At 65.5% G+C, this 18,703-nt stretch carries 19 protein-coding genes, 2 tRNA genes and 1 riboswitch; of the genes, 9 read left to right on the top strand and 12 right to left on the bottom strand.

The features are described 5' to 3' along the window. The first annotated feature begins 150 nt into the window (after window positions 1-150). Window positions 151-564 carry a response regulator gene (locus tag N825_RS14655; protein WP_051512371.1) on the top strand — a complete coding sequence of 138 codons (414 nt, stop codon included), beginning with the start codon at window positions 151-153 and terminating at the stop codon, window positions 562-564. Between the two features lie 37 nt (window positions 565-601). Further along, window positions 602-1,993 (top strand): PleD family two-component system response regulator, encoded by a 1,392-nt coding sequence (locus tag N825_RS14650; protein WP_037452945.1) that lies wholly within the window; start codon window positions 602-604, stop codon window positions 1,991-1,993. Between the two features lie 147 nt (window positions 1,994-2,140). Here the strand turns inward: N825_RS14650 and rpmG are convergent, their stop codons facing one another. The 9 genes from rpmG to N825_RS14605 form a co-directional block, all read right to left on the bottom strand. Continuing rightward, entirely contained in the window at window positions 2,141-2,308 is a 168-nt protein-coding gene (gene rpmG, locus N825_RS14645) for a 50S ribosomal protein L33 (protein WP_037452943.1), read from the bottom strand. Between the two features lie 142 nt (window positions 2,309-2,450). After that, window positions 2,451-4,082 carry a S41 family peptidase gene (locus tag N825_RS14640; protein ID WP_245613117.1) on the bottom strand — a complete coding sequence of 544 codons (1,632 nt, stop codon included), beginning with the start codon at window positions 4,080-4,082 and terminating at the stop codon, window positions 2,451-2,453. Further along, window positions 4,058-4,453 (bottom strand): DUF983 domain-containing protein, encoded by a 396-nt coding sequence (locus N825_RS14635; protein ID WP_051512370.1) that lies wholly within the window; start codon window positions 4,451-4,453, stop codon window positions 4,058-4,060. The genes N825_RS14640 and N825_RS14635 overlap by 25 nt, the downstream gene beginning before the upstream one ends. 51 nt (window positions 4,454-4,504) lie before the next feature. Next, window positions 4,505-6,712, bottom strand: coding sequence for a ribonuclease R (gene rnr, locus N825_RS14630; RefSeq protein ID WP_051512369.1), 2,208 nt, complete (start codon window positions 6,710-6,712; stop codon window positions 4,505-4,507). A gap of 27 nt (window positions 6,713-6,739) precedes the next feature. After that, on the bottom strand, window positions 6,740-9,616 hold the full coding sequence (topA, locus tag N825_RS14625) for a type I DNA topoisomerase (protein ID WP_037452940.1): 2,877 nt from the start codon (window positions 9,614-9,616) through the stop codon (window positions 6,740-6,742). Window positions 9,617-9,659: 43 nt separating this feature from the next. Continuing rightward, on the bottom strand, window positions 9,660-10,787 hold the full coding sequence (gene dprA / locus N825_RS14620) for a DNA-processing protein DprA (protein ID WP_037452937.1): 1,128 nt from the start codon (window positions 10,785-10,787) through the stop codon (window positions 9,660-9,662). 83 nt (window positions 10,788-10,870) lie between these two features. Continuing rightward, the gene (locus N825_RS14615) at window positions 10,871-11,860 is read right to left on the bottom strand and encodes an ABC transporter substrate-binding protein (RefSeq protein WP_037452934.1); all 990 of its coding nucleotides are present in this window, start codon (window positions 11,858-11,860) and stop codon (window positions 10,871-10,873) included. A gap of 6 nt (window positions 11,861-11,866) precedes the next feature. After that, on the bottom strand, window positions 11,867-12,610 hold the full coding sequence (locus tag N825_RS14610) for an ABC transporter permease (RefSeq protein ID WP_245613116.1): 744 nt from the start codon (window positions 12,608-12,610) through the stop codon (window positions 11,867-11,869). A 20-nt stretch (window positions 12,611-12,630) separates the two neighbouring features. Further along, window positions 12,631-13,398, bottom strand: a complete 768-nt coding sequence (locus tag N825_RS14605) for an ABC transporter ATP-binding protein (RefSeq protein ID WP_157619217.1) — start codon at window positions 13,396-13,398, stop codon at window positions 12,631-12,633. Then, window positions 13,391-13,499, bottom strand: a riboswitch (TPP riboswitch). Its footprint overlaps the gene before it by 8 nt. 100 nt (window positions 13,500-13,599) lie before the next feature. Here N825_RS14605 and N825_RS14600 point away from each other — a divergent pair. Next, window positions 13,600-14,784 carry an acetoin utilization protein AcuC gene (locus N825_RS14600; RefSeq protein WP_084164735.1) on the top strand — a complete coding sequence of 395 codons (1,185 nt, stop codon included), beginning with the start codon at window positions 13,600-13,602 and terminating at the stop codon, window positions 14,782-14,784. Window positions 14,785-14,843: 59 nt separating this feature from the next. After that, window positions 14,844-15,314, top strand: a complete 471-nt coding sequence (locus tag N825_RS14595) for a DUF192 domain-containing protein (RefSeq protein ID WP_037452930.1) — start codon at window positions 14,844-14,846, stop codon at window positions 15,312-15,314. 18 nt (window positions 15,315-15,332) lie between these two features. Here the strand turns inward: N825_RS14595 and N825_RS14590 are convergent, their stop codons facing one another. After that, complete coding sequence (locus tag N825_RS14590) at window positions 15,333-15,998, bottom strand: class I SAM-dependent methyltransferase (protein WP_037452927.1); 666 nt, start codon at window positions 15,996-15,998, stop codon at window positions 15,333-15,335. 405 nt (window positions 15,999-16,403) lie between these two features. Between N825_RS14590 and N825_RS14585 the strand changes: the two genes are divergently transcribed. The 5 genes from N825_RS14585 (at window position 16,404) to N825_RS14565 (ending at window position 17,667) form a co-directional block, all read left to right on the top strand. Next, a tRNA-Pro gene (locus tag N825_RS14585) sits at window positions 16,404-16,480 on the top strand. A gap of 28 nt (window positions 16,481-16,508) precedes the next feature. Then, complete coding sequence (locus N825_RS14580; RefSeq protein ID WP_037453161.1) at window positions 16,509-16,802, top strand: ETC complex I subunit; 294 nt, start codon at window positions 16,509-16,511, stop codon at window positions 16,800-16,802. A 35-nt stretch (window positions 16,803-16,837) separates the two neighbouring features. After that, window positions 16,838-16,914, top strand: a tRNA-Arg gene (locus N825_RS14575). Window positions 16,915-16,980: 66 nt separating this feature from the next. After that, window positions 16,981-17,184: a hypothetical protein gene (locus N825_RS38915; RefSeq protein ID WP_063833805.1), complete on the top strand. Its 204-nt coding sequence runs from the start codon at window positions 16,981-16,983 to the stop codon at window positions 17,182-17,184. Between the two features lie 192 nt (window positions 17,185-17,376). Continuing rightward, window positions 17,377-17,667 (top strand): DUF1902 domain-containing protein, encoded by a 291-nt coding sequence (locus N825_RS14565; protein ID WP_198038328.1) that lies wholly within the window; start codon window positions 17,377-17,379, stop codon window positions 17,665-17,667. Between the two features lie 255 nt (window positions 17,668-17,922). Here the strand turns inward: N825_RS14565 and N825_RS14560 are convergent, their stop codons facing one another. Then, window positions 17,923-18,192, bottom strand: coding sequence for a hypothetical protein (locus N825_RS14560; protein ID WP_037452922.1), 270 nt, complete (start codon window positions 18,190-18,192; stop codon window positions 17,923-17,925). A 153-nt stretch (window positions 18,193-18,345) separates the two neighbouring features. Then, a complete protein-coding gene (locus tag N825_RS38910; RefSeq protein WP_157619212.1) occupies window positions 18,346-18,657 on the bottom strand; it encodes a hypothetical protein in 312 nt (103 codons plus the stop codon). Between the last annotated feature and the right edge of the window lie 46 nt (window positions 18,658-18,703).

Genomic DNA, 18,703 nt, shown 5'->3' with positions numbered 1-18,703 from the left:
GTACCCTAAATCCTTACGGCCGCAACACGGTAACCACACCTTAACCTTCGCCTCCTAGAAGTAGGTGGGGGTGTGCGGTCAACGGCACACTTGGCACTTCCGGTAAAAGGCTGTCGCCCAGCCGGTTGTACGAGGTCATGGAGAGCTATAATGTCCGCCGATCAAGCTTGGGGCCAAGTCAAGTCCACCGACCCGGAGGGTGCCAAGCGGGTACTGATCGTGGAAGACAACGAACTGAACATGAAGCTGTTTCATGACCTGCTCGAAGCCCACGGCTATGACACGTTGCAGACCAAGGATGGCATGGAGGCGCTCAAGCTGGCGCGTCTGCACCGTCCGGACCTGATCCTGATGGACATCCAGCTTCCCGAGGTGTCGGGTCTGGAAGTGACCAAATGGATCAAGGAAGACGACGACCTGAAGGCGATTCCCATCATCGCGGTCACCGCGTTCGCCATGAAGGGTGATGAGGAGAAGATTCGCGAAGGGGGTTGCGAGGACTACATCGCGAAGCCGATCTCCGTCGCTAAATTTCTCGAAACCGTTCAACGCTTCCTGAGCTGACGGGGCTCTCATGGAAGCGGCCGGAAACTGAGGGGCCATGTCGGCGCGCGTTCTCGTAGTTGACGACGTCCTGCCCAACGTAAAGTTGCTGGCGGCGAAACTCACCCGTGAATATTTCGAAGTCATCACGGCCTTCAACGGGCCGGAGGCTCTCGAGCGAATCAAGAAGGAAGCGCCGGACATTGTCCTCCTGGATGTCATGATGCCTGGCATGGACGGATTCGAGGTGTGCGAGCGCATTCGATCCGACCCCACCACCATGCATATCCCGGTCGTCATGATTACGGCCCTGTCCGACGCGTCCGACCGGGTGCGCGGATTGGAGGCCGGTGCCGACGACTTCCTGACCAAGCCGGTCAACGATATCGCCCTGTTCGCGCGTGTCCGGTCGCTGGTCCGTCTCAAGATGATGATGGACGAGTGGCGACTCCGCGAATCCACCTCGGGCCAGTTCGGCATCCTGGATCAGACGCTGACAGTCAAGAACGAGACGGCGTCGGAGGCCCGCGTGCTGGTGGTCGAGGACAGCCCGATCGACCTGGAGAAGATCACCGAGACCTTGCGGCGCGACACCGACAGCGTCGTCTCGGCCGACACTTCCGCCAAGGCGCTGGACCTCGGCTTGTCCGAGGACTTCGAACTGATCATCGTCAGCTTGACGCTGCTGAACGAGGACGCGTTGCGGCTCTGCTCGCTGCTCCGCAGCCACGAGCGCACCCGTCAAGCGCCCATTCTGCTGGTGGCGGACGAGGGCGACCTCAGCCGGGTCGCCAAAGGCCTGGAACTGGGCGCCAACGACTATCTGCTGAAGCCGATCGACCGGAACGAACTGCTCGCCCGTGTCCGCACCCAGGTGCGCCGCAAGCGCTACCACGAGAAACTGCGGCACAACTACGAGCAGAGCCTGTCCATGGCCCTGACCGACAGCCTCACCGGCGTGTTCAACCGCCGCTACGTCAACGCGCATCTGCCACGATTGATGGAACGGAGTTGGGAGAGCCAGAAGCCGGTCGCGATCCTGATGTTCGACATCGACCACTTCAAAACCGTCAACGACACCTATGGTCATGGCGTCGGCGACGAGGTGCTGAAGGAGGTCGCGGTCCGCGCCAACCGAAACCTGCGAAACTTCGATTTGGTGGCGCGCTATGGCGGCGAGGAGTTCATCGTCGTGATGCCCGACACGGACCGTGATTCGGCGGTCGCGGTGGCGGAACGCTTGCGCCGCCGGGTCGGCGAGGACTTCTTCGCGGTGTCGGCCCCCGTGGGCGAGATCACCGTGACGATCAGCATCGGCATCTCGGTCGTCAACGGCTCCACCGACACGGCCGAGGGCATGCTCAAGCGGGCCGACGACGCGCTGTACCGCGCCAAGCGATCCGGCCGAAACAAGACGGTCGCCGCCGACGATCCGGTCGAGGTCCAATAGTCGGTGCGGGGGCGGGGGACAGGGTCCTCCGCCGATCTCTCGACCAGCCGCCCAAATCGAGAGAAGCCAAAACACGAAAGGCCGCCCCGGAGGGCGGCCTTTCGTTTTGCCGAGATCGTTACCGCGTGCCGGAAAACCGGCGCCGGATCACTTGATCTTCGCTTCCTTGAAAGCGACGTGCTGGCGCACGACCGGATCATACTTCCGGAACTCAAGCTTCTCGGTGGTCTTGCGGGGGTTCTTCTTCTTCACATAGAAGAAGCCAGTGCCAGCCGTGCTGACAAGCCGGATCAGAACGGTATTCTGTTTCGCCATAACTCTAAATCCCGTGTTCGTCCGCGATGCCCCAGGATCGCGTTGACCCGGTAGCACGACAAAGTGAGCGCGGAAGATACCCCGCCAACCGGCAGAGTCAAGTCAAAGTCACGATTTTAGCCACCATCCAGGCGGCCTTGCCTCAGCGTTCGGCGAGCAGCGTGGTCGACAGTTGCAGGGCCCGCTGGTACAGCGACTGGTCCGCCAGCAGCCGCTTGGCGACGCGCAGGTCCAGGTCGGCCTCGTGGGTCTTCCAGGGGCAGGCGTCGCGCAGCTGATGCAGCGCCGTCTCGTCGTCGGGCGCCGCCGCGCGCCAACTGGCCAGCGTGGCCGGCATGCCAAGGTGGCCCTGGCGCAGGTCGCCGATCACGGCGTCCGGGTCGCTGGCGTCCTTGCTGGTGCAGATCGTCGGCGTCACGCCCTGGCGGTGCAGCGTGTAGCCGGACGGCGCGTAGATCCTCGACCAGGTCAGGAACAGCTCGCCGTCGTTCGGCAGGCGGGTGACGGTCTGGACGCTGCCCTTGCCGAACGAGGAGGCCCCGACGACCACCGCCCGGCCGGTGTCCTGCAAGGCCGCCGCCACGATCTCCGAGGCGGAGGCCGACCGACCGTCCATCAGCACCACCAGCGGCAGTCCATCGGTCTGGTCGTCCAGCGTCGCGTCGAACTGCTGGATGCTGTCGGGATGCCGCCCCGCCGTCGTGATGATCCGTCCCTGCGGGATGAATAGGTCGGCGACCGCCACGGCCTGATCCAGCAGCCCCCCGGGATTGCCCCTCAGGTCGAGCACGAAGCCCTCGGCCTTGCGGCCCATCTGGGTGCGCGCGACGTCGATCGCCTCCCGGACGTTGAGCGACGTCGCGGCGTTGAAGCGCTCGATCGAGATCACGGCCACGCCGTTGTCGATCGAACTCGTGACGGTGTTGGGGATCACTCGTTCGCGGCGCAGCGCCACCCGCCGGCTCTGTGTCCCGCTGGCGGATTCGACCGTGACCAGGACGAGGGTGCCGGACGGTCCCCGCAGCCGATCGCGGACATCCTGAAGGATCATGGTGCCTGTCGCGTCGCCGTCGATCGCCGTGATCACCTCGCTGGCCTTCAGCCCGGCGCGTGTGGCCGGCGCGTGACCCAGCAGGTCGTTGATGACGAACTTGCCGCCGACGAACTCGACCCCCATCCCGACGCCGCCATAACCTTCGCGCTGCGCCCGTTCGCCGCCGGCCCGCTGGGCGCTGGTGTAGCGGGAATAGGCGTCGAGATCGCCCATGATGGCGTCGAACACGGTCTGGTAGATTTCCTCGGACGACGCTTGGCGGAGTGGGGTGGATGTCAGCCGGACGCGCTCGATCGCCTGCGCGGTGACGCTGGCCCATCCGCCGGCGTCGTTGGCGGGGGGCGCCGTGAACTCGCCGAGGGGCAGGCCGTTGCTGGACACCCGGACGATGCTGGCGGATCGCTCGACCGCGAGGGAGCCATCCATCTTGGCGAGGCCGCGCAGGCCATCGGTCGTCAATTGCCCCATGTCCACGGGGTTCAGGTAGATCTCCGCGATCCTGCCATAGCCGACGGCGAAGACCTGCTCACCGATCTGGGCCGAGGGCTGGGCAAGTGGTCCCGCCAAGGGACTGGTCAGGGGACCGGCCAGGGAATGCGCCGCGGGCGGTTGGGCCGCCAGCGAGGACGGCTCCGCCGTGCATCCCGCCATCAGCAGGATACCCAGGAGCGCGCCGGGACAGCGGCGGCGTGGCCTCAGCTTTTCATGCGAAGTGCCCATTGCGCTCCGATTACGGCTCCCTTGATCGGGGGAAGCAAGGCCAGTGTCAGCAGCAGCGTCATCGGCACCCAGGTCGCCATGTGGACCCAGGACGCCGGGTGGAAATTCTGTTCGAGCAAGAGCATGCCGGGGATGACGATGTGGCCGACCACGAAGATGGTGAAGTAGGGCGGCGCGTCGTCGGCGCGGTAGGCGCTGATGTCCAGACCGCAATGGCGACAGGTCGGATTGACCGTCACGTAGCGCGAGAAGATGTGGCTTTCGCCGCATTGCGGGCAGCGTTTACGGATGCCCCGCAGCAATCCGGTCAGAAACGAGCCGGGCGGCGGATCGAGGTCCCGGCTATGGTGCGTCAGGGGCAAGTCATCCATGGAATATCGTTTTATCACGATTCGCGGGATTTGGTAGTGGCGCGGGTGTGATCACCGATCGCGCCGCTTTCCCGTCCTCAGTTCGCGCGTCCAGGGCGGATCGGTGTCTCCCGGCTCCAACAGGGCGAACAGGGTGCTGCCAAGCACGGGATCCGCCTCGACCAGCTTGACCTTCACGGCGGCGCCAAGCCGATAGCGCCGGCCCGACCGTTGGCCGACCAGCGCGTGCTGCTTCTCCAAGTGCTCGTAGCGGTCGTCGGGTAGGCTGCTGACCGGGACCAGCCCATCGGCGCCGGTCTCGTCCAGTTCCACGAACAAGCCGAACCGCGTGACGCCCGTGATTCGTCCGCTGAAGGTGGCGCCGACCCGCTCGGCCAGGAATGCGGCGGTGAAGCGATCGACCGCGTCTCGTTCGGCCACCGCCGCGCGCCGCTCGGTCGAGGAGATATGCTCCGCGATCTCCACCATCCGCTCCGCCTCGGCGTCGTCCAGCCCGCCCGCGCCCAGTCCGAACGCGCGGATCAGCGAGCGGTGGACCACCAGATCGGCGTAGCGGCGGATCGGCGAGGTGAAATGGGCGTAGCGGCGCAGCGCCAACCCGAAATGCCCGATGTTCTCCGGACTGTAGGATGCCTGCGCCTGCGAGCGCAGGACGACCTGACTGACCAGCGAAGCCTCGGGCGTTTCCGCGACCCGCTCCAGGATGCGGGTGAAATCCGACGGCTTCAGGGGGCCCTGCGCCAGCTTTAGCCCCAGCCCGTGCAGGAACTCGCGCAGCGATTCCAGCTTGTCCATCGAGGGCTGGTCGTGGACGCGGTACAGGCACGGCGCCCCCTTGGCCTCCAGCGCCTCGGCGGCGGCGACGTTGGCCGAGATCATGAACTCCTCGATCAGCCGATGGCTGTCGAGCCGCTGGCGCGGCGTGATGGCGACCACGCCGCCGCGCTCGTCCAGCCTGACCTGCCGTTCCGGCAGATCCAGTTCCAGCGTGCCGCGTCGCGCGCGGGCGGCGTTCAGCGTCGCGTAGGCTCCGTACAGCGGCTCGATCACCGGGGAGAGCAGGGGGCCGGCCGCGTCATCCGGCGCGCCGTCGCGCGCCGCCTGGACCTGTTCATAGGTCAGCCGCGCCGCCGAGCGCATCAGCCCGCGGACGAACTGGTGCCGGGTCAATTCTCCGCGCGCGTCGATCCACAAGTGGACCGCCAGGCATGCCCTGTCCTCGCCGGGGCGCAGCGAGCAGAGGTCGTTCGACAGCGCCTCCGGCAACATCGGCACGACGCGGTCGGGGAAATAGGCCGAGTTGCCGCGCTGGAACGCGGACCGGTCCAGCGGCTTGCCGGGCCGGACATAGAAGGCGACATCGGCGATGGCGACCATCAGGTGCCAGCCGCCCGCGACGTCCGGATCCGGCTCCGCCCAGACGGCGTCGTCGAAATCGCGCGCGTCGACGCCGTCGATCGTCACCAGCGGGATGTCGCGCAGATCGGTGCGGCCCTCCAGCGTCGGCGCCGCCGCGCGGCCAGCCTCCTCCAGCGCCGCCTCGCTGAACACGGTGGGCAGGTCCTGGGAGTGGATCGCGATCAGGCTAATCGAGCGCGGGTTTGCCATGTCGCCCAGCCGCTCGACCACCTTGGCCTGCTTCAGGCCGAACCGGCTGGAGGGCAGCACCTCCGCCACCACCAGCTCGCCGTTCTCGGCGTCGCCCGAGTTGGCCGGCGTGACGATGAAGTCCGCGCGCTGGCGCTTGTCGGTCGGGCGTAGCCGCGCGCCGTCGGGCGTCATCTCGTAGATGCCCAGCACCCGCGCGCTGCCGTGCCTCTCCAGCTTGCGGATGGTGCGGCCGATATAGACGCGGTCCTTCTGCCGGCTCAACTGGGCCAGCACCCTGTCACCCACGGCCAACGCCGGGTGGCCGCGCCGCTCCGGCTGCATCAGGATCCTCGGCGGCGGCTCGTCCAAGGTCCAGGTGATTGGCCGGGCCAGCACCTCGCCGTCGGTGTCGATCTCGACCACCTCGAGCACGCTGACCGCCGGCAGGGCCGCCGGAGGGGCCAGCCGCCGGCCCCTGTCCCGCTCTACCGAGCCATCGCCCTCCAAGTCCTTCAGCAGTTCCTTGAGGGCGATGCGGTCGTCGCCCTTCAGCTTGAACTCCCGGGCGATCTCCCGCTTGCCCACGGGAACCGGGCTGTTCCGGATGAAGGCCAGGATCTCGTCGCGCGTCGGGACGGCGCCGGGCTTCTTTGGGGTCTCTTCGGTCAACGGACGGTCGTTTTCTCCAGTTTCAGGTCAATCGCCCGACGCGACTGCCCGCGCCTTGGGCTTGCTCGCCGCCGTCTTCGGGGCGGCGGTCTTGCTCGCGGCCGCCGGCTTCTTGCCGGGCGCCTTCTTCGGCGCCGCCTTGGCCGCCGTCGGCTTCTTCGCAGCCGCCTCCTCGGCGACCTCGGCCTTCCCGTCCGCAGCGGTGGCCTTCGCCGCCTTGGCCTTCGGAGCCTTGGCCGCCGGCACCTTGCCGCCATCCTTGGCGATCTTGGCGTCCAGCAGTTCCACCGCCTGCTGCATGGTCAGCGTATCGGCGTGCTCGACCATCGCCTTGGGCAGCGACGCCATCACCTTGCCATGCTTGACATAGGGTCCGAAGCGGCCGTTGTTGAGGCTGACCGGCTTGCCGTCGCGTGGATGGTCGCCCATCGCCCGGCCCGGCACCTGCGCCGGACCCTTCTTGGCCTCGGCCAGCAGGACGACCGCCCGGTTCAGCCCGATGCTCAGCACGTCATCGTCCGGCGCCAGCGACTTGTAGGTCGGACCGAGCTTGAGATACGGCCCGAACCGGCCGATGCCGGCGGTGATCATGTCCTTGGTCTCCGGATGCGGCCCGACATCGCGCGGCAGAGCCAGCAGCTTCAGCGCGGTCTCCAGGTCGATCTCTGTCGGTCCCATGCCCTTGGGCAGCGAGACGCGCTTGGGCTTCTCGACCTCGGCCTTCGGTTTGGCCTTCGCCTTGGGTTTCTTCGCCTTCGCACCCTTGCCGGCCTCGGCCTCCGGCTCCGGAGCGGGGGCCGCGACCTCGACCGGGGGGGCGGCCGCCTCCGGTTTCGGACCCAGTTGGACATAGGCGCCATAGGGGCCGCGCCGCACGCTGACCGGCAAACCGGTCTCCGGATCCAGGCCCAGCTCGCGCGGACCATCGGCCAGGGCGTCGGCCTCCTCGCCGCCGGTGGCCACCGCCAGCGAGCGGGTGTAGCGGCATTCCGGATAGTTGGAGCAGCCGATGAAGGCGCCATTCCGGCTCAGCTTGAGGCCGAGCCTGCCGGCGCCGCAGGACGGGCAGACGCGCGGGTCGGGGCCGTCCTTGGTCGTGTTGGGGAAGAAGTGCGGCCCGAGATCCTTGTCCAACTCGTCGATCACCTGGGTGATCGTCAGGTCCTTGGTGCCCTCGATCGCCGCCGAGAACGACTTCCAGAAATCGCGCAGGACCGTCTTCCAGTCCAGCAGCCCGCCCGACACGTCGTCCAGCTTGGCTTCCAGGTCGGCGGTGAAGTTGTACTCGACATACCGCTCGAAGAAGCTGCTCAGGAAGGCCGTGACCAACCGCCCGCGGTCCTGCGGGACGAAGCGCCGCTTGTCCAGCTCGACATACTCGCGGTCCTGGAGCACCTGCATGATGCTGGCATAGGTCGAGGGCCGGCCGATGCCTAGCTCCTCCAGCTTCTTGACCAGACTGGCCTCGGTGTAGCGCGGCGGCGGCTGGGTGAAGTGCTGCTCGGCGTCGACCTCGCCGCGCTTCATCCCGTCGCCTTCCTTGACCGGCGGCAGGCGCGCGTCGGCCTCGTCCTCGGCGCCGGCCTTCTCGTCGACCGAGTCGTCGCGCTCCTCCTGGTAGACCCTGAGGAAGCCGTCGAACAGCACGACCGAGCCGGTCGCCCTCAGCATCGCCTTGCCGTCGGCGGACGCGATGTCCACCGCGACTTGGTCGAGCACGGCGCTCTCCATCTGCGAGGCGACGGTGCGCTTCCAGATCAGCTCGTACAGCCGCAGCTCGTCCCGGTCCAGGGTCCCCGCGACCTGTTCCGGCCGCCGGGTCAGGTCGGTCGGGCGGATCGCCTCGTGGGCCTCCTGGGCGTTCTTGGCGGTGCTCTTGTAGATCCGGGCGGCGCCGGGAACATACTCGGCGCCATACTGCGACCCGATCAGCTCGCGCACCTGTCCGATGGCGTCGTTGGAAAGCTGCACGCCGTCGGTACGCATATAGGTGATCAGGCCGACGGTCTCGCCGCCGATGTCGATGCCCTCGTATAGCTTCTGGGCGACCCGCATGGTCCGGGTGGCGCCCATCCCCAGCTTGCGCGACGCCTCCTGCTGGAGGGTCGAGGTCGTGAAGGGCGGGTAGGGGTTCCGCTTGACCTGCTTGTGCTCGACCGAGTGGACGGCGTAGCTCAGCGGCTTCAGCCGGTCGACCACGGCGTTGGCGGCACCCGCCTCACCCAGCGCGAACTTGTCCAGCCGCTTGCCGTCCAACTGGGTCAGCCGCGCCTTGACCACGGCGCCCTCGGCGGTCTGGAACGCGATTTCGATCGACCAGTATTCCTGCGGGCGGAAGACCTCGATCTCGGCCTCGCGCTCGCAGATCAGCCGAAGCGCCACGGACTGGACGCGCCCGGCGGAGCGCGATCCCGGCAGCTTCCGCCACAGGACCGGGGATAGGGTGAAGCCCACCAGATAGTCCAGCGCGCGGCGCGCCAGATAGGCCTCGATCAATTCCTGGTTCAGCTCGCGCGGCCGCTGCATCGCCTCCAGCACGGCGCCCTTGGTGATCTCGTTGAAGGTGACGCGGCGGACATCGACCTTGTCCAGCAGCTTGGCTTCCCGCAGAACCTCCTGGACGTGCCAGGCGATGGCTTCCCCTTCGCGATCCGGGTCGGTCGCCAGGAAGACGTGATCGACGCCGCGGATGGCGCGCGAAATTTCGTCGACATGCTTTTTGGAGCGGTCGCCCAGCTCCCAGGACATGGCGAAGTCTTCCTCGGGACGAACAGAGCCGTCCTTAGGGGGGAGATCCCGAATATGGCCAAAGCTGGCCAAAACGGTGAAGTCCGGACCAAGATACTTGTTGATCGTCTTCGCTTTGGCCGGAGATTCGACGATGACTAGATTGCTGCCAGACAAGCGAAACCCGCCTCTTGTTTGCGTTCGGTCACTTTTTCAGTTTTTATTGCTGAATCAGGACGACCTGATTTCCGGGCAACTGCTGAACACGACCGGCAAGGTCGAGTTCGGTCAGCACGCTCCGTACCACCGACGCAGACAATTGGCACCCTCTGACCAGTTCGTCAACGGGGACCGGTGAGTAACCGAGGCATTCGAGCAACCGATCGCGAATTTCCTCGAAGCTCGCGTCATCCAGTTGCATGCCCTTGGCTGCCGAGAACAAGTCTCCTTCCTTCTCGCGCATGCGGGGTATGGCAACGGCCTCCAGAACGTTGATGATGTCCTGGACCGTCTCCGTCAGATGCGCCCCGCTGCGCAGCAGATCGTTAGGTCCCTGGCAGCGCGGGTCGAGCGGCGAGCCCGGCACCGCGAAGACCTCGCGCCCTTGTTCCCCCGCCAACCGGGCGGTGATCAGCGAGCCGGATTTCGGCGTGGCCTCGACCACCACGACACCCAGCGACAGTCCGGATATGACACGGTTGCGCCGGGGAAAGTGGCGGGCGATCGGCTGAGTTCCCAGGGAGCACTCGGCCACGACGGCGCCCTGGTCGACCAGCCGGGCGTACAGTCCGCCATTCTCCTCGGGATATATGACGTCCACGCCGCCGGCCACGACGGCGATCGTCCCGCGCTCCATGGCACCCTGGTGGGCGCTGGTGTCGATCCCGCGGGCCATGCCGGAGACCACGACATACCCGGCGGCGCCCAGGTCGCGGGCCAGCGACTCCGCGAACCGCTTGCCATTGGTCGAGGCGTTGCGGGCGCCGACCATGGCGACGCAGCGCTTCGTCAAGAGATGCGGGTGGCCGCGCACCGCGATGATCGGCGGCGCGTCGTCGGTCGCCGCCAGCGGTATCGGATAGTCGGGTTCACACGAGGCGATAAGCCGCACGCCGAGCTTGCGCGCCGCCGCGACCTCCCGCTCGGCTTCCGCCTTGGAGCACACCTTCAGCGGCGCCTTGCGCCCGCCGCGCCGCGCCAGATCGGGCAGTGCCGTAATGGCCTGCCCGGCGGTGTCGAACCGCTCCATCAAGCGCGCGAAGGTCACCGGACCGACATTCTCGGTCCGGATCAATCGCAGCCAGTCAAGCCGCTCAGGATCGGTAAGCGCGCGTCTCAGTTGAGTCATGCCGCACGATACTTCAGTGGGCGATAGGATCAACCCGATCACCACACGCCCGCATGCGGCAAAACGCCATCAGGGAACTGACGTCAGCGCAGTTCGACGGCGTACTGTTCCAGCTTCGGCACCTCCCCGATCAACTCGCGCTCCTTCAGGAAGCGGGCGAACCGCTCGTAGCGGCGGGTGTCCAAGGCTCCGGGGCTATGGGCGAAGCGGGGCAGGGTGTCGCGCCACGCGCGCCGGTTCAACTCGTCGTCCAGATCCGGGTTGGCCTTGACGAACAGCTTCCAGGCCTCTTCCGGATGGTTGATCAGGTACATCGTGCCGCGCTCGACCGCGTCCATGAAGCGGGGCAGGCGGGGATCGCCGACTTTCGCGCTGTTGGCGACCACGACCAGCTCGTCATAGGGCGGCACGCCATGCTCCTCGGGATAGAAGGCCCGGCCGGCGCGGCCCTCGATGTCCATCTGGTTCAGCTCGAAGTTCCGATAGGCGCCGACCACCGCGTCGACCTGTCCCGACAGCAGCGCCGGCGACAGGCTGAAATTGACGTTGACCAGCGTCACGTCGGACAGCTTCAGCCCAGCGTTCTCGAGCATGGCGCCAAGCAGCGCTTCCTCCAGCCCGCCAACCGAGAAGCCGACCTTGCGCCCCTTCAGGTCCGCGATCGACTTGACCGGACCATCGGCCAGCACCACCACCGTGTTCAGCGGGGTGGCGATCAGCGTGCCGATCCGGGTCAGCGGCAAGCCCTCCGCCGCCTGCATCTGAAGCTGCGGCTGGTACGACACCGCCAAATCGGCTTGTCCGGCGGCGACCAGCTTGGGCGGGTCGTTGGGATCGGCCGGGGCCACCATCTCGACCTCCAGCCCGGCGTCGCGGAAATAGCCCATCTCGCGCGCCACATAGAGCGGCGCGTGGTCGGGGTTGACGAACCAGTCCAGCAGCACGGTCAGCTTGTCCGCAGCGGCGGCCGGCCTCGGGAACGCGAGACCCCCCGCCGTCAGCGCGACACCGGCGACCAGCGCGACCTGCCAGCCGGCTCTCAGGACGGAGCGGCGCGATGCTTCGATACCCATGGGTGTTCAGTCCCTCTCGTCATTTGGATTTTTATCGGGTTGCCACGGCAGGGCGCGGCGCAGCAGCGCGTCCACCGCGAAATAGAGGGCGACCGAGATGACGGCCAAGGTCAGCAGGGCCGCGAACATCAGGTCCACCTGCATGCGTCCATTGGCGTGCAGCATCAGATATCCCAGACCGGCGGACGCCCCGACCCACTCGCCGACCACGGCGCCGATCGGGGCCACCGCCGTGGCCACCCTCAACCCGGAGGCGAAGGCGGGCAGGGCCGCGGGAAGGCGGATCCGCAGCAGGGTGCTCCAGCGCGACCCGCCCATGGTGCGCGCCAAGTCCAGCCATCCGGGCTCGGTTCGGCGCAATCCGTCGAAGAAAGCGGATGTCACCGGAAAATAGATGATCAGCGTCGCCATCGCGATCTTCGACGCCATGCCATAGCCCATCCACAGCACCAGCAGCGGCGCCAGGGCGAACACGGGGATCGCTTGACTGAACACCAGCACCGGCATCAGCCAGCGCCGCGCCGGCCGAAAATAGCTGAGCGTCAAGGCCGTGACGGCACCCAGCACGATGCCCAGCGCCAGTCCACCCAGGATCTCGCCGATCGTGAACAGCGCGTGGAATCCGATCGTGCCCGCCCGCTCGTACAGCGCCACCGCGACCCACGCTGGATCGGGCAGGATGAAGCGTGGAACCCCCGTGCCCCAGACAAGCGCCTGCCACGCCGCGATCAGCACGACGGCGGTCACCATCGGTCGAAACACCCGGCCGATCATGACGCCAGCCGCCGAAGCAGTTCGGCCTGCCGCGCCAGCAGCGCCGGATCGTCCGGCGGCCGGGGAGGGGTTCCTTCCGGCGAGATCGCCGGCCCAATCTCCGCCGGCTGGCCCGCCATCACATGGATGCGGTGCCCGATCCGCAAGGCTTCCAGCGGGTCGTGGGTGACCAGCAACACGGTCTTGCCGGCCAGCAGCCGGGCCGCCATTTCCTGGAGCCGCAGCCGGGTGATGGCGTCAAGCGCCGAGAACGGCTCGTCCATCAGCACGATGGGGCGGTCCTCCATCAGCGTCCGTGCCAGCGCCACCCGCTGCCGCATGCCGCCCGACAGTTCCGACGGCCGCGCCCTAAGACGGTCGCCCAGTCCCACGGCATCCAGCAGGCCCCGCGCGCGGTCCACCACCGCCGCCCCGATCGCCTCGCCCCGCAGCCTGGGACCCAGCAGCACGTTGTCGAGCGCGCCCAGCCAGGGCAGCAGCAGATCCTGTTGCGCCATATAGGCGACGCGGCCCTCCAGCGGTCCGCCATCCTCGGCGATCAGCTTGGTGGGCGGCTCGGGATCGGCCAAGCCGGCGATCAGGCGCAGCAGCGTGGTCTTGCCGACGCCGCTCGGCCCGAGCAGACAGGTGCAGCGGCCGCCTTCCAAAGCGAAGTCCAGCCCGTCGAACAGCCGCACGCCGCCATAGGTCAGGCGCGCGCCTTCGATCCGGACTCCGATGCTGGGTATAGGGGCCGACAGCGTCGGCCGCACGAGGTCGTGCATGGGTCACTGATCCCTACGCCGGTATCAACCGGATCAGGTTCCAGGGGTCGTCCCACGCCTTGGGACCTCTCAGCCGACCATCGGCTCCCCCCAGTGAGGTTGGGGAGACTATTGCAAGTCCGTGACGGTCTGGCAAGCCATGCGGATGCGTGAGGGGGCACATAGTTGACGAAGCGGAAGGGCCAGCCTAGTTGACCTGCCATGCCGAACCCATTTCCACCGCTCCCAGCCGACCCCGATCCCGGCAGTCCCAGCCCCGGCCCCATCGCCAGCGGACCGGCCCCGATCGGCCCCCTCTTCATCGGAAACGAGATCTACCGGGGCTCCACCTATGGCAGGAAGCACCCGCTCGCGATCCCGCGCGTCTCGACCGCGATCGACCTGTCGCGGGCGATGGGGTGGCTGGATCACCGGGTCTATCTGGACAGCCCGACGGCGACGCCCGACCAGCTCGCCCGCTTCCACGACCGCACCTATATAGAGACGGTGCGCCGGGCGGAGGCCGAACAGCGGCTGGATGCCGAGGCGCGCGACCGCTACAACATCGGCCGGCTGGAGAACCCGATCTTCGCCGAGGTGTTCCGCCGCCCCGCCACCGCCGCCGGCGGCTCGATCCTGGCGGGGCGCCTGCTGGCCGAGCACGAGGGCGTCATCTACAACCCCGCCGGCGGAACCCACCATGGCCGCCGCGATCGCGCCAGCGGCTTCTGCTATTTCAACGACCCGGTCCTCGCCATCCTCGCCATGCTCGATGGCGGGTTGAAGCGCGTCTATTACGTCGACCTGGACGCCCACCACGGCGACGGCGTCGAGTACGGCTTCGCCGACGACGACCGTGTCCTGACCGTCTCGGTCCACGAGGGCACCCGCTGGCCCTTCACCGGCAAGGTCGAGGACCGGGCGGGCGGCATGGCGCGGAACGTGCCGGTGCCGGTCGAGTTGAACGACAGCGAACTGGCCTACATCCTGGACACGGCGCTGATGCCACTCGGACGCGAATTCGCCGCCGATGCCGTGGTGATCCAGTGCGGCGCCGACGCCCTGGCCGACGATCCCATGAGCCGCTTGGAGCTGTCGAACCGCGCCTTGTGGGACGCCGTCCGCCAACTGGCGACCCTGGCCCCGCGCGTGCTCGTCCTGGGGGGAGGCGGCTATAACCCGTGGTCGGTCGGCCGCTGCTGGACGGGCGTTTGGGCCACCCTCAACGGCATCGACCCCGCGGTTCCCGTGACGGAGGATGCGGAGGAGATCCTGCGCGCCCTGACCTGGACCCGACGCCAGGGCCAAAACCCGCCGGAGCACTGGTTCACGACGTTGGCCGACCAGCCCCGGCCCGGTCCGGTGCGGGACGAGATCCGGCGCGTGGTCGACACCGTCATGTCTTGACCGGATCGCCTCCGCTCAAATGCTTTACATCCCCGACAAGCTCCTGTAGCGACTGGATCATGGCTGCCGCGATCATCAGAACCCTCACCCTCGTCCTGCTGCTTGTCGCGGCCGGCCTGGGTCCCTCATCCGCCGCGGAGACCTTCCGCACCGACCGTCTGACCATCGAGACCGCGTCCGGCGGCAAGTTCGGCTTCACCATCGAACTGGCGGAGACGCCGCGCCAGATGGCTCAGGGGCTGATGTTCCGGCAAAGCCTGGAGCCCGACGCCGGCATGCTGTTCGTGCTGCCGAAGGAACAGCCCATGTCGATGTGGATGAAGAACACCTTCATCCCGCTGGACATGGTGTTCATCGGAGCGGGCGGCGTCATCGTCAACATCCACGAGAACGCCGTGCCCCAGTCGCTCGACACGATCAGCTCCGCCGGCCCGGTCCACGCGGTGCTGGAGATCGGCGGCGGCATGGCGAAGCGCCTGGGCATCCACGCCGGCGACCGCGTGATCCACAAGTCGCTGCCGGCCCAATAAAACCCAAAGCCCTCTCGCTCAGGGCCGCTTCCGCGCCAGGGTCAACCCGTCACCCAGCGGCAGCAGGACCTGCGTCACCCGCTCGTCGGCATGGACGAAGGCGTTGAACTCGCGGAAGGTCCGGGTCTTCGCCTTGTTGGCGTCGGGATCGGCGACAGTGCCGCGCCACAAGGTATTGTCGATCGCGATCACGCCGCCCGGCCGCGTCAGGGTCAGCGCCTGTTCGTAGTATGTCGGGTAAAGCTCCTTGTCGGCGTCGATCAGCGCGAAGTCGAAGCTGCCCGCCGCCCCTTCGCCGATCAGCGCCGCCAGCGTCTCGGTCGCCGGCGCCAGCCGCAGGTCGATCTTGTCGGCGACCCCCGCCTCGTCCCAATAGCGCCGCGCCACATCCGTCCACTCCACGCTGACGTCACAGGCGATCACCCGCCCCTCCGGCGGCAGCGCCAGCGCCGCGACGGTCGCGCTGTAGCCGGTGAACACCCCGATATCCAGCGTCCGCCGCGCCCGCAGCAGCTCCAGCACCAGGGTCAGCATCTGCCCTTCCTCGGGCGCTATCTGGTAGAAGCCCTCTGTCAGGGTGGCCGTCTCCGCCCGCAGCCGCGCCAACACCGGCGGCTCGCGCAGCGAGTTGTCGAGGATGTACTGGTGGATCGCCGGCGGCAGGAACATGGATTGCTGGGTCACTCGGACATCCCCGTGCGGTTCGTATGGACCTGATCAAGTGCCGCCGAATGCCATGGCGCTCAGGAGATGTCCAGACGATATCCCGGTAGGCATCCCATAGGCGCTAACTTTAGGCTTGGCCTCGTCTGAAGCTCCGCCAGCCTCATCGAATTTCGTCATGCGCGGGCTTGACCCGCGTATCCACGTGGTACCTAGGGAGCGTTCCAGATTCGCACGTGGATACGCGGGTCAAGCCCGCCCGCACCGAAAACCAGCCAACCGAACCCCGCCACCCGCGTACCGCACTCTCAAACCGCCGCCCATGAACAGACCTCCCGGTACACAGGACCGCCCCAACTTTCTTGACACCCTATCCGGGGCGGTGGGTTGCCGGGAACGCGGCGATGTTGTATGTCACCGGCATGGCGGAGCGTAGCGCAGTCTGGTAGCGCATCTGCTTTGGGAGCAGAGGGTCCCGAGTTCGAATCTCGGCGCTCCGACCATATGCTAGAAGTCGTGGAGAAGCGAACCATGCAGGTGCGTATTTATCAGCCCAGTAAGTCGACCATGCAGTCGGGGCGTGGCAAGCAGAGTCATTGGGTTCTTGAATACGAAATCGCGACGGCGCGACGCGCCGAGCCCCTGATGGGTTGGATCTCGTCCGGCGACACCCTCAACCAGGTGCGCCTCAAGTTCCCGACCAAGGACGAGGCCGTTGCCTTCGCCGAACGCAAGGGCTGGGAGTTCATGGTCCAGGACGCCCACCAGCGCCGCGTCCGCCCGCGCAACTACGCCGACAATTTCCGCCCCGACCGCGTACGCTGACGACGCGCCGGGCATCCGGTCCTCGGGCCGGGCGAGCGCCCTTAGCTCAGCTGGATAGAGCACCCGCCTTCTAAGCGGACGGTCGCTGGTTCGAATCCAGCAGGGCGCGCCAATCCCAAGCCAGACCCCTGCGGCAATATGGCCTCGCCCACGCGGGGCCATTTCTTTGTCCGGCGTCATGACGACAATGCAAAATGGAGCTTACGAGGCATTTCGTTCCATAGACGTACCTGAGGAAAAGGCCGTGAAAGCTGCGGCGGCATTGAGCAAGCGGGATGATGACGTTGGCATCCTCAAGGCCGATATGAGTTTGCTGAAGTGGATGATGGGCTTCGTCCTCGCCTTTCAGATTGACATTTTTCTGAAGATGTTCATCCATTGACAGTTGTACAGGAAGGGTTTGAACACCGAAGGGAAGCCGAGGGCTAGCGGCGAGGATCGAGACGCTGTCATCTCGCTGACAGCACTGGCCGTATTGGTTGATGGACGCCCGACCACGCATGATACAACCAAGGATGCGTGGCACTCTTAATGACCTAGTGCCATGTTGAAACGTGGAGAAAAGCCCCACGGTATGGTGACGCTGGATGCCGGGCTGGATGAAAAGGGCGCGACGATGGTCAGCAAGCCTTTCAAAGTTCACGCATGTTGGGATGATGAGGCCCGCGTGTGGTATGTCTCCGAAAGCCATGTGCCGGGGCTGAGCGCCGAAGCTGAAACCACTGAAGAGCTATTGGCGAAGCTGCGCGTCATAATTCCGGAATTGGTCATGATGAACAGCTATCTGATCGATTTCGAGCCGGGAGCGGATCTCCCCATCCACCTGATGGCCGAACGGCTGGAAAATCTTCGTTGTCTCTCCTGATGGTCGGATACACGCCGCGTCTGAAACAGCTTCTCCGAGACGCTGGATGCTATTGGGTTAGAAGCGGAAAAGGCGACCATGAGATATGGTATAGCGCCATCACCAACGTCTTGGTTGATAATAATTTCAAATCAAAGCACCCTGCCAATAAGGTCTTGAAAGACACCGGGCTCCTTAAGGTATTTTAACGGTCAAGCATCACGCCTTTTGATGACTCCAGCCGCTTTGTTTTTCATGCCTTGAACGGCATCGCCACTAATATCCGCCAGCATCAAGAACGGCGAAGAACACCTCATCACGATGCTTCCTCTCCTCTGCCGTCTCATGGGGATTTGGAACAATGACAGAATCGCGAATGCCAGCGGGGGCGATCACCTCAAGAGTTGGTTCGGCATCTTCCATGTGAAGGTCATGGCGCATCAGGGTCTCGATATATCTGGTAGGCGTTCTATTGTCACTGGCTGCCTTGCTCCTGGCAGCCAACAGCACGGCTGGGTCGAAATGCATCGTCACCGGCTGTCGCATGGGGGATCTCCCAATTGGCCGCATTGCCATGTACATGCATTGTCACACGCTGTAAGTGCAGCGGCGGACTGTGGGTATAGGGACAAGTCATTAAGCAGAGCAGCTTCAAGCATGATGCATTTTCAACGATCCTGGCTGTTTTTAACAGAACAGCTATTTACCTTTTTCATTAGATTTGGCTTCAATTCTGGTTTTAGAAGCATTGAAGAAGTATCCTATGAGGGTACCTAAAAGCCCTGCGTAGATTTCATGCCGCGCATTTTTTTGGACTGCGATAATCATTATTGTCGGGCATAATATGGAAAGGAGAATCAACTCAAAGGACCGATCCTTTATCGCTGGAGATCGCGAGAATATTGCCAGTACACCAAGTATAAAGAATAACAAAATGGCCAGGATAACCTTAATATCTCCACTAAAGCCAGATTTAACGATACTTTCAATCAGCGAAGGAAGACTTTGCATGGTAGTTTTCTCTTTTTAGGGTGAAGGTTTTAAATTTTTACAAAAT

This window comes from Skermanella stibiiresistens SB22 (genome assembly GCF_000576635.1).
GTDB classification, from domain to species: Bacteria; Pseudomonadota; Alphaproteobacteria; order Azospirillales; family Azospirillaceae; genus Skermanella; species Skermanella stibiiresistens.
The sequence above is the reverse complement of the archived record's forward strand: the minus strand, read 5'-3'. Positions and strand labels throughout refer to the sequence as shown.